Annotated in this window: 9 protein-coding genes; 6 read left to right on the top strand and 3 right to left on the bottom strand. The window is 49.4% G+C overall.

Features of this window, described 5'->3' with window-relative positions; translation table 11 throughout:
* Window positions 1–6 precede the first annotated feature (6 nt).
* Window positions 7–507, bottom strand: a complete 501-nt coding sequence (locus LLF78_00570) for a YbaK/EbsC family protein (protein ID MCE5200995.1) — start codon at window positions 505–507, stop codon at window positions 7–9.
* A 134-nt stretch (window positions 508–641) separates the two neighbouring features.
* Complete coding sequence (locus LLF78_00565; protein ID MCE5200994.1) at window positions 642–1,631, bottom strand: lytic transglycosylase domain-containing protein; 990 nt, start codon at window positions 1,629–1,631, stop codon at window positions 642–644.
* Here LLF78_00565 and LLF78_00560 point away from each other — a divergent pair.
* From LLF78_00560 to LLF78_00535, 6 genes are all read left to right on the top strand, one after another.
* A complete protein-coding gene (locus tag LLF78_00560; protein ID MCE5200993.1) occupies window positions 1,626–2,561 on the top strand; it encodes a triphosphoribosyl-dephospho-CoA synthase in 936 nt (311 codons plus the stop codon). The two genes, LLF78_00565 and LLF78_00560, sit on opposite strands and share 6 nt — an antisense overlap.
* A gap of 54 nt (window positions 2,562–2,615) precedes the next feature.
* Entirely contained in the window at window positions 2,616–2,981 is a 366-nt protein-coding gene (locus tag LLF78_00555) for a helix-turn-helix domain-containing protein (protein MCE5200992.1), read from the top strand.
* On the top strand, window positions 2,965–3,402 hold the full coding sequence (locus LLF78_00550; protein MCE5200991.1) for an ImmA/IrrE family metallo-endopeptidase: 438 nt from the start codon (window positions 2,965–2,967) through the stop codon (window positions 3,400–3,402). The genes LLF78_00555 and LLF78_00550 overlap by 17 nt, the downstream gene beginning before the upstream one ends.
* Entirely contained in the window at window positions 3,399–4,370 is a 972-nt protein-coding gene (locus tag LLF78_00545) for a radical SAM protein (protein MCE5200990.1), read from the top strand. The genes LLF78_00550 and LLF78_00545 overlap by 4 nt, the downstream gene beginning before the upstream one ends.
* Before the next feature lie 144 nt (window positions 4,371–4,514).
* Window positions 4,515–5,669, top strand: coding sequence for an NADH:flavin oxidoreductase (locus LLF78_00540; protein ID MCE5200989.1), 1,155 nt, complete (start codon window positions 4,515–4,517; stop codon window positions 5,667–5,669).
* A 312-nt stretch (window positions 5,670–5,981) separates the two neighbouring features.
* Window positions 5,982–6,848 carry a MurR/RpiR family transcriptional regulator gene (locus LLF78_00535; GenBank protein ID MCE5200988.1) on the top strand — a complete coding sequence of 289 codons (867 nt, stop codon included), beginning with the start codon at window positions 5,982–5,984 and terminating at the stop codon, window positions 6,846–6,848.
* Window positions 6,849–7,034: 186 nt separating this feature from the next.
* Here the strand turns inward: LLF78_00535 and LLF78_00530 are convergent, their stop codons facing one another.
* Entirely contained in the window at window positions 7,035–8,393 is a 1,359-nt protein-coding gene (locus tag LLF78_00530; protein MCE5200987.1) for an IS5 family transposase, read from the bottom strand.
* Window positions 8,394–8,491 lie beyond the last annotated feature (98 nt).

Raw genomic sequence — 8,491 nt, 5'->3', positions numbered from 1 at the left:
GCGGTATCAGAATTGCTTCTTGATGTCAGCCTTTTCTCCTGAAGTTATGCGCAAAAGCTCACACGGGCGGACAGGGAAGAAGGCGTGATCGGTGCCGGCTGCCGCCCAGACAACGTCGTAAAGGAACAGGTCATCGTCGAGAAATGTCTTAGGCTGTTCAGGATAGCCGACGGGCGGGACTCCCCCTGGACGGAACCCGGACCATTGATAGCAGGCTTCCGGGTCTGCGAAGGAGACATGTGCGGCGCCGAGCAGTTTCTTTATCTTTTTTGTCTCGACTTTATTTATGCCGGACATCAGCGCCAGAGCGAAACATCGTCCATGGTTTACTCGGAGGAGTATGCTTTTGAGTATCTTCGGTTCAGGAGCGCCGACTGCCGCGGAGGCATCTGCGACTGTGAATATAGTTTTTTCAGTGTGAAATATTTTCCCTTTATACCCGGCAGCGTCAAGGCACCTTTGCACGGCATCGACCGGATCAAACTCTTCCGTTGTTCTATCTGTCATAAATAACACCTCCCGTATCCTGTTGTCTGCAGTTCCTGCTCCAGAAAACAATGATCGATGAGCCGGCCATAAAATCAGGTGTGGTTACCTGATAGTTTTACGGTAATTCTTTGTGTGCTTGCGTATTAAATTATTCAGCGGTCCCTTTGGTTTTTATCTGATGCAACTATGCTTCCCAGCGGCGATGGTTTCCCACGCGCAAGAAAAAAAAGAGACCTTTTATCGTCGCTGTCATACGAAAGCCTGTAAACCTCTCGATTTTCAAGCACAGAACGCACAAACTCCCTTGTTTCCGCATATGGGATCTCCTCGACCCATTCGGCCCAGTCATGGGCAGACAGTGTGTCCCATCTGACGACAGAGGCGGAGCCTGCGTTGTAAGCTGCTATTGCGCGAAGTATCTCGCCGTGAAATTTTTCTTCGAGCCCCGCAAAGTGGTTTGCGCCCAACAGTATATTGTACCGGGGTATGCAGATGTCCGGAATATTTACTTTCAGAAGTTTAGCTTCATCCCGTGCTGTTGTTGGCATAAGCTGCATCAGTCCTATGGCGCCTGACTGGCTTTTTGCGTTTATACGGAATTTGCTTTCGCGCTTCATTACCGCCCATATCATGTTCTCGGGAACACCCGTAAGTCTTGACGCTGAAGCGACCTCCTTGCTCCATGGGCGCGGATGGAACAGGGCTGCTGTTTTTATTGAGGTTTCGCGCGGATAAAATGACATTCCTCCATCAGGGAAGAGCAGGAATGTGTAGAAGTCTAAGGGATATTTTTGAGTCATCCGCCTGCGAAGAGCGTATGCCTCGTCATGCCTTCCAAGCTTATCCAGAGCACGTATGCGCCAGTAGCAGAGCCTGGCCGGGCGTGGAGCGAGACCGGCAGCGATACTGTCTTTTGTCCAGCAGTAAAGGGCTGTTTCGGCGTCCCCGTCCCTCCATGCACGCCATCCGTCAGACCAGTTTTTGGCCGCTCTTTCACATATAAGTGATGAGACATAGGGTGTAATAGATATGGCAACAACAAACAGCGCGAGCAGGATAATGATAAAGGACCGCTTGCGGGCATGGAAGAATTCGGTTAATGTAGAAAAAGATACAGGATAGACGGAGGTACTCTTATGCATATAGACAGACCGCCCTTAAATTTGATCATAAAGAGTATCCCTCACTTGTCAGGTGAAGTCAAGCACATGTGTGCTGCCGAGCTTGGAATGGCCGCGGCGGAAGCTGCCGCCGATGAAATCATGACAGCCCCAAAGCCTGGGCTTGTCGATCCGCTGGGGCCTGGCTGCCATAGAGACATGGACTGGCGCACATTCATTCAAAGCGCCGAAGCAATTGCGCCCTTCTGGGAAAAGCAGGCTTTGGCCGGACTGAACGGCACGGAGCCGGAATGCGCACTGTCCGTTCTGCGTGCAACGGGTGTTGAGATGGAACATGCGATGTTCGCTGCAACCGAAGGCATAAATACACATAAGGGGCTCATCTATCTGATGTCCCTATTGGTTTATGGAGCGGGCCTTTCTGTTTATAAGAGGATGCCTATGACTCCGGATGTAATAGTTGGCTTTGCGTCCTCCGCAGTCAATGGTACGATCGAAAGAGAGCTGATTCCACTTAAATCCAGGACTGACATCAGCGGAATGACAAACGGTGAAAAACTCTTTGTTTTTTATGGCGTGACCGGTATAAGGGGAGAGGCGGAGGCGGGCTTCCCCTCAGTACTGCGCGCAGGGCTTCCTGCCCTGAGGAGCGCAACTGCCTTGGGCGCGTCTGTCAATGATGCATCTGTTTCTGCCTTGCTTGCGATAATGGAGGTCAACGAGGACAGCAATGTCATACATCGCGGCGGATTTGATTTCTGGAGGAGAGAGTATCGGAGCATGGTCAGCATGGCACGCGAAAAATTTGACCCGCTCTCAGGAAGTTATGCTGTTATAGAAGCTCTTGAAAAATCCTTCATGCCTCGCAGGATAAGCCCCGGCGGGGCGGCAGATCTTTTAAGCTGTACGCTATTTTTAAACAAAGTCACCTCGTCCTCTTGTCAACAATAGATTTTTATTGTATTCTTCAATGACACAACACAAGACAGAAAGGGCGGATATTTTATGAGTTTAGGCAACAGGATCAAATCGCTTCGTAAAGCGCAGCATCTCACACAGCAGAAACTCGCGGATAAAGTAGAGGTAAGCCGCATTTATGTTCAGGCGCTGGAGAGTAATCGCAGACTTCCGTCCATGAAACTGCTTCAGAGGCTTGCACCTGCACTGAATGTGGAAATAACGGATCTTCTCATGGACTTTTCATCTCCTGATAAACCAGGCAGAGTACAGCTTGAGTCAATGCTTGACAACGGAGAACTTGAGATATGGTACCGCAGCAAAAAGCTTACGGATCAGGAACTGCGCAGGGTCTACCGCGTCATAGAAGCAGCTCTGGACGACTGGGATTTAAAGGATGATTCCGGAAAATAACTCTGGATCGGAGGATGTGTGCGAAGACCTGCCCGTTCCTCCTGTGGAGTTGCCTGCATGGGCTGTAAAAGAGGGCAGGGGGTGGCGGCGTTTAAGTGAATTTGAAATACTTGCCAGGACGGAAGAGGCAACCGGCCTTTGTCTGGAGCTTAAGTATGAGGCACTGCCGGCAGGTGTGTGGGGAATACATGTCGTGCATGACGACCGCGGGCGGATCTTTGTGAATTCGCTGTTGCCTCTCGTGTGGCGGCGTTTTGCAATATTCCATGAGGTTTATCATTTGCTGAACCACAGGAAAGGCGCACGTTTCTGGACCCATACGTGCGAGTCGATGGAGAGCTTCGAAAACAGGGCCGATTCCTTTGCGTGGGCTGCTATCTGGCCCGAGTGGGTCGAAGGAGATTATTCGGATTGGGCATGACTTCTGCAATGAAAAAACTGCCATTTTTTCTGCCGTTCGGCGGATGCCATGGCCGTTGTGTCTATTGTAACCAGCAAACTATAACCGGTGTATCTGAAGTCCCATCTCCGGAATATGTATGTTCCGTTCTTTCTAAAATAGATGAACCAATGGAAATATGCTACTTTGGCGGGTCATTCTGCCGTTTTGACCATGAGACGGTTAGAGCCTATCTGGATGCTGTTGTCAAATGCGCGCCTGTATCAAGCCGCATCAGATTCTCCACCTACCCGGGAGATCTTCGCGACACTGCTCTTCGCAGACTCGTCATGTCCTACCCTATAGCATGTGTCGAACTCGGCATACCTTCGCTTGACCCAAATGTTTTAAGTGCCTGTAAACGTGATGCAGATCCTGAGACTATACTTGAGGATATTATTACACTGCGTGATGAATCTGTCCCGCTTGCCGTGCAGATGATGATCGGCCTGCCTGGACAGACCGCTGAAAGCAGCATAAATGACTTGGCGGCGCTTGCCGCGGCAAAGGGCCCCATGGACTGGGAATTACGGCTCTATCCCTGCCTTGTGCTTGAGGGCACAGAACTTGAAGTGATGTTTCAAAGCGGCCGCTACAGGCCCATATCTGTACCTGAGGCGGTAAAATGGGGCGGGAGATTCCTTGATACTGCGACGTCACTTGGGTTTCGTCCCATACGTGTCGGGCTTCAGGAATCTGAGCTGCTGGCGTCTCAGGTGCGCGGCGGACCGCACCATCCCGCTCTGGGTGAAATGATCCAAAGCGAGATGCTTGTGCGGAAACTTACACGGAACAACTGGGCCGGACCTTGGACAGTTCCGATAGGACAGATCTCGAAATTCACAGGCCACGGCGGTTTCGGCCTCGGCCGCCTTGCAGATTATACCGGTCTCTCAATGGAAAAAGCTGCGTCTCTTCTGAGATACTTTCCTCCGGCCAAGTGCTGCTGATATTGGTCTCCATTATTGGGATAACCTCAAGCGGCACGATATCAAATTCAGGAAAAGCATAGGCAGAGAGTATAATAGCCAACCGTATCATTTTGGGCTTCTCCGGGATAATATGACTTAAAACGATGAAAGGGGCCGTTTTTTGTGACATGGAAAGAAAAAACAATTGCATTGTTTGATAGATTTGAGAACCCTTCTTTTTCTGCCAGGAACAGGTTTCTGCGTTCCGCGACATGGCTTGCAGGAGCGGATGACGATACAGGGGAAATATCTTCAGCCGAGATAGGACGTCATACCGAGATAGCGGCAGGAGGAGCGGGTACGATCATCACAGGATCTGCATATGTTAATCGGAATGGCAAGTCGTTGAGACGGCAGTGGGGGCTTGACACGGATGAGCGGATCAGTGATGTCGCTGTTCTTGCGGATGCAGTGCAGCGATTTGATTCAAAGCTGATAGTCCAGATATGTCATGCGGGCGGCCAGCGCGATGCCGCGGTGATCGGCGGTACGCGATCTTTTTCTCCGTCCGGCGGTATCCATCCCGGTCGTGATTTTGGGACCGAACCGCTCACACAGAGTGACATCCTCAGTATACGCGCGGATTTTGCGGCATCTGCCCGCCGTGCCCAAAAAGGCGGCGCCGACGGCGTAGAAATACATGGCGGACATGGGTTGCTGCTGACACAATTCCTCTCTCCTGTTATAAACAGGCGCGATGATATATACGGCGGCCCTCTTGAAAACAGGATGAGGATATTTCGTGAGATCCTTTCCGATGTACGAGAAGCTGTAGGAATAGACTTCCCTATCTGGTTCAAGATAAGTATTGCGGAAGGTACTGCTGAAGGCTATAAAACTGAAGATGGTCTGGCTGTTGCTAAAACCCTCCTTAGCGACGGAGCCGACGGGATAGAAGTTTCATACGGCACAGGCTATGCCGGAGCCGCAAATTCCCCCTCTGTCATAGGGATATCAGCCGGAGGAACTGAGGCCCCTTTCCGAGAGTACGCCGCCGAGCTCAAAAAATATGTTTCGTCCAAACAGATAGTTGTGCTTACCGGAGGCCTCAGAAGCTTGCCTGTGATTTCCGATCTGCTCCAAAGAGGGGTATGTGACCTCTTTGGCCTCAGTCGGCCGTTCAACGCGGAGCCCGATCTTGTCAACCGCTGGTATGAAGAGGATCCCAGGCCATCGGCATGCATCTCATGCAATGCCTGTCTCAGGACAGCTGAATATGGGATGGTATATTGTCCTGTCATGAGAGATCGGAACGAGGGCAGCTGGGATCCTCTTTAAATAGATCAATGCAGCCAGATGCATTAACTCACAGATCCGCGGGTCTCGTCCCGTATTGTCTGCGGTGGGTCACTGTTTCCTATTGTGGCCGCAGGGATTTTGCAGCAAAAGATATTGTTTGACGAAGCCGCATATTTGAATGAACATGCCATTTACATGTAGAATGTCTCGCGGGGTTTACTAAGTATTTCCACTGAACCGATTATAAAAAAATTTGACAACCGTTGACAACTATGGGATAGAACAATAAACTTATCTCTTAAATCAGCAACAATGATTCAATATTATCGGAGAAATAAGGAGTGTTCCATTATGGACAGTACCCAGCTTAAAACTTTGCTCGTGGAAAGAGCACATACTATGCCCAACAAGGCTCGCCGTGTGGCGGAATACCTTCTTGCAAACATGAGAGAGGCTTCATTCCGCTCGATAGGCGATATAGCCGATGAACTTAAAGTTTCGAAAGCACAGCTGGTAAGAGTAGCTCAGATGCTCGGGTTTTCAGGCTATGCCGAACTTAAGAGCTGCCTGCAGACGGCGATACTTGAACAGATCAACCCCGCCGCGCTCCTTGCGCGGGCGGTGAGTTCAAGCGAAACTTTTCCTGACAGTGTTTTCCGTGCGGAGCATGCGAACCTCGATGACACGATGGCGCAGCTTACGACAGAAGGTACGGATAAGTTCTGTGAGATGGCAAAAAAAGCTAACAGTATCTACTGTGTAGGATGGGGCATATCGTCGCTGGTAGCGGAACTTATGCAGATGAGGCTGGCCGTCATGGCCAGGAAGGCTGTTTTGCTCCGCCGTGGAAGCCTTTCGCTCTGGGAACAGGTGCGCTGCATCGCCGACGGGGATCTCGTTGTAGTTTGCGAGCTTCCGAGTTATGCGGTCGAGGTTACCGAGGCCGTTGAAATGGCGCACAAAAACGGCGCAAAGGTCGTTACGATAACAGACAGTGCAGCTGCGCCCGTTTGCAGGTTTGCCGATCTAACCTTCTTTGTTTCGGCAAACAGCCCGACATTTGGCAGCAGCACTATCGGCCCGCTTTTCCTGACGCATGTTCTCACTTCGGCAATGGCCCTGTCACTTGGGGAAGAAGCTAAGAAGTCGTTTGACGATCAGGCACAGTTTCTGCATGATGAGCGTATTTTCCACCCGATATTCGGATTAAAATATTAACCTCAACTTACCCACCGTCTTTCCCGCATGCTTTTGATCAGGAAGGACTCTGTTCCTCGAAAGAGGGACATAACAAATCACAATAGTGACTGAACTATTTCGAGTGCGTTTCGAGATCGGGAATCCAGCGACTTCAATATTTTAGAGCCACTGGTTCTCCGCTAAATAGTTATCACTGAAAAACATCTATCCGATCAAATACCCGAATCGTCCTGCCTGATTTTTGTCGTTCAGTCTCAAATCGACGAAAATCAGGCTTTCTGTTAATTGAGACAAAAAAGCCCTGACCGATTTCAGCAGCTTTTTCAGGTTGAAGCCGCAGGATGCCATCAGGGCGTTTATTTCATCCCCTATCCTGCCCTTCAGGTAGTTCCTTGCCATACCGTGATCTTCTTTCAGGTGCCCTATTACGGGTTCTATCGCATTTCTTCGCTTGAGTCTTTTCTTCTGGACTGCGGTAACTTTCTGTTTTATCCCAGGTATCAAGACTTTGCATTGCAGATTTTCATGCACTTTTTTACCCCTGTAACCTTTGTCACAGTAAACTTCTTCCGGATAGGCTCCAGTCATTTGCTGTACCTGCTCCAGTGTGTCCGACAGTGTCGTGATGTCGTTCGGTGATCCCTTGTATGTCTTTGTCCCAAGTATCCAGTTGCCTTTCTGGGTCGTTACTATTGATGCCTTGGAACCAAATTCGTATTTCTTGTGTACCTTGCCTTTTGCAATACAGGATGTCTCTGGTTCAAAATAACTGTAGATCTTGTTTTTATCTTCGCGCTTCTGTTCCAGCACCTGTTCTGCCATTGATAGGAATTTACCAAGTTTGCCCGTTAATTGTTCCTCGGTCGCTTTTCTTGTGATGTCTCTAACCGTTCTTCCAAGTATTGTCTTGAGGCGTCTTTGACAGGCGTTTGCCTGTTTGTATTTCCTGCCTCGGTTCTTGAGCCAGTTTTCACGCTCCAGCATCGGGACTGTCCTTGCGTAGGTCTGTCTCAGTCCTATTCCGGCTTTCTTTGCCTCTCTCACAAGTATTTCCGTCCCCTTGGCGTAGAGCTTTACGTCTGTCGGAAATGTTATGTTTTTCTCTTGTACTGTCGTGTCTACCGTGACTTTGAGCATGTCTTTCTGTTTGAGACAGTTTATCGATAGGGCTGTCTCTATCGTCTCTTTCAGTAATGTCTCAAATCCTCGCGGACCTATTCTTTTACGCCACCTTGTCATGGAGCTTGAGTTCAACGGCAGTTTGTGCTCAAAGAACTCCATCCCGCAGAAGTACTGCCAGTATGGGTTTTCAAGAAATCCTTCGACTACTGCTTCGTCTGACAGGTCGTGTAACCCTTTCAGGTAATGGAGCCCTACCATTAATCTCGTAGGAAGACCAGGACGCCCTACATCCTGAATGTAGACTTCTCCAAACTTCTTCTCGAATGCTTTCCAGTTTATTTTCTCGGAAAGCAATACTAATTCGTGCTCCATATTTATCATGTTTTCAAGACGCATCTGGAAGATTCTATTCTGTGGGTCCTCTGTGGTTTTGGGTTTCATTCTGCAAGGTTTCTCCTCGTTTTGGACTGATTTCTTGCAGTTATTATACCTCATAATAACCCTAAAATATAGTCTATGACTGATTTATTCGTGTTTTT

This window comes from Synergistaceae bacterium, assembly GCA_021372895.1.
Taxonomy (GTDB): domain Bacteria; phylum Synergistota; class Synergistia; order Synergistales; family Synergistaceae; genus JAJFTP01.
The sequence above is the reverse complement of the archived record's forward strand: the minus strand, read 5'-3'. Positions and strand labels throughout refer to the sequence as shown.

Excerpts from the sequence above, each read along its gene's own strand:
- LLF78_00570 (MCE5200995.1), bottom strand. The coding sequence starts at position 507 with ATGACAGATAGAACAACGGAAGAGTTTGATCCGGTCGATGCCGTGCAA.
- LLF78_00560 (MCE5200993.1), top strand. The coding sequence starts at position 1,626 with ATGCATATAGACAGACCGCCCTTAAATTTGATCATAAAGAGTATCCCT.
- LLF78_00565 (MCE5200994.1), bottom strand. The coding sequence starts at position 1,631 with ATGCATAAGAGTACCTCCGTCTATCCTGTATCTTTTTCTACATTAACC.
- LLF78_00555 (MCE5200992.1), top strand. The coding sequence starts at position 2,616 with ATGAGTTTAGGCAACAGGATCAAATCGCTTCGTAAAGCGCAGCATCTC.
- LLF78_00550 (MCE5200991.1), top strand. The coding sequence starts at position 2,965 with ATGATTCCGGAAAATAACTCTGGATCGGAGGATGTGTGCGAAGACCTG.
- LLF78_00545 (MCE5200990.1), top strand. The coding sequence starts at position 3,399 with ATGACTTCTGCAATGAAAAAACTGCCATTTTTTCTGCCGTTCGGCGGA.
- LLF78_00535 (MCE5200988.1), top strand. The coding sequence starts at position 5,982 with ATGGACAGTACCCAGCTTAAAACTTTGCTCGTGGAAAGAGCACATACT.
- LLF78_00530 (MCE5200987.1), bottom strand. The coding sequence starts at position 8,393 with ATGAAACCCAAAACCACAGAGGACCCACAGAATAGAATCTTCCAGATG.